This window comes from bacterium, assembly GCA_040755795.1.
In the GTDB taxonomy this organism is placed as follows: domain Bacteria; phylum UBA9089; class CG2-30-40-21; order CG2-30-40-21; family SBAY01; genus JBFLXS01.
Map to the genome: position 1 here is coordinate 1 of JBFLXS010000627.1, position 1712 is coordinate 1712.

At 34.8% G+C, this 1712-nt stretch carries 1 protein-coding gene; it reads left to right on the forward strand.

Translation table 11 applies throughout. The features are described from left to right. Positions 1-472: 472 nt before the first annotated feature. Positions 473-1363 carry a hypothetical protein gene (locus tag AB1414_20395; GenBank protein MEW6609772.1) on the forward strand — a complete coding sequence of 297 codons (891 nt, stop codon included), beginning with the start codon at positions 473-475 and terminating at the stop codon, positions 1361-1363. Positions 1364-1712: the final 349 nt, after the last annotated feature.

The following is a 1712-nucleotide window of genomic DNA, read 5'->3' on the forward strand; positions in this document are numbered from 1 at the left end:
GATAGTAAATTCTTTACTCTTAATATTATAGGGGATATAAATGATAAAGTCAACAAAAAAGTGCTAAGTTATATCTGAATGTATAACTCGTCTGAGGACGAAAATTTAGATGCGTTTGCCCTGCCACCTGTCTGTGATTCAGACACTGGACATCAGACACAAGACTATAGACTCTATTTATGCAGGAAATTAGTGACATTTGGGAAACTATCCTCAAAACTTCACTCCCTGAATTTTTCCTAAGTCTTACCTACAGAAGTATAGGCAGGTTTCTCAAGCCTTCATTCTTCTGCAATTTCTGCCCGTTTTAGTCTGAGGTCTAATGTCTATAGTCTACTGTCTGAATCACAGTCATATTTGTACCCTGGCCAGTCCATTGACCGAGATTTTTTTACGGATAAAAAAACATTTGACATTAGAATAATTTTTTGTTATACTTGTTAAGAAAAGTGAGGAGGAGGAGTTTTAAATTGTGGTTAACCCTTCAAGATATATTTTAGCCACAGATAAGGAGGTAAAAATGAGTAGTTTATACAAAGTTATTAAGGGAAAATTCTATGTTACGGGGTATTCTCCAGATGGAGACTCTATTAGATTTGAGGCAATTACACAGAGCAATTGGAATTTTTTTAGTTGGAAGGATGGAAAAAACAAGAAAAGTAAAAAAAAACAGTTACGCTTCGAAGCTATTGACGCCCTTGAAACACATTATGAAGAATCACATCAACCCCGCGTTCTGGGTATAGCCGCTCTTGAAGTCCTTCTTGGGCTGATTGAAATTCAGAATGTAGTTTATAATCTAAGTCTAACGAGAATTTATTCTGCTAAAGACGGCACAGAAGGTTTTATAGCAAGCCAAACATTAGATACATACGACCGTCCAGTCTCTTTAATTTTTCCTAAGGATGTCAACCTTAATGACGGCGATGAAATCCCTTTATCAAAACTACCTCTGAATAAGTGCATCAATGTAAAAATGGCAAAGATGGGACTTGTTTATCCTACCTTTTACAGCACAATGGAAGGTGGTTTACTGGATTTATTTACCGATATCACAAAGACTTGTCGAAAGAACAAGGTTGGTCTTTGGGCATTGGACAAAACGAGTGATTTTACTCTCTGGAATACCTCTACAATTAGTGATGATATTGTAATTCTCCCTAAACTATTCAGGCGATTGACGACATTTTTTCAGGAGTGTAGTGATTTCTCTCAACTTGCTGGATACCTTAAAGAGAAAAAGGATAAAGTAAAAATTAGAAGCACTGGGAAGAAAGTAAATCTAAGTGATTTGCTTACCATAAATGGAAGAAACATAAAGTTTTCACATAAACCAGAGGATTTGATCTTTGAACCAAAGTAAGTAACCGTTCAGGTATAGATAAAAATATGTCCCTATAACTCAAATCTCAAAACGCAAAACTCAAAACTACAACTTAAAACTCAAAACTATTTTGCACCAATACTTGTATAAATAATATCCTCTGTTATCTTTCATATTTTAACTCATTCTATTCTATCTGTATTAATCCGTGATAATCAGTGGCTGAATGAGGACATTATAGCAGTTATTATTCAAAACTTTACTGTAACTATTCAGCTTCCATTTTTTTCCTTTTAACACTGAAAGTGTTAAATTTCACATAACCGTAGATATAATCTACGGAAAAAGACTCGTGAGCACTACTCGACCCTGAAAGGGTCGAATTTTA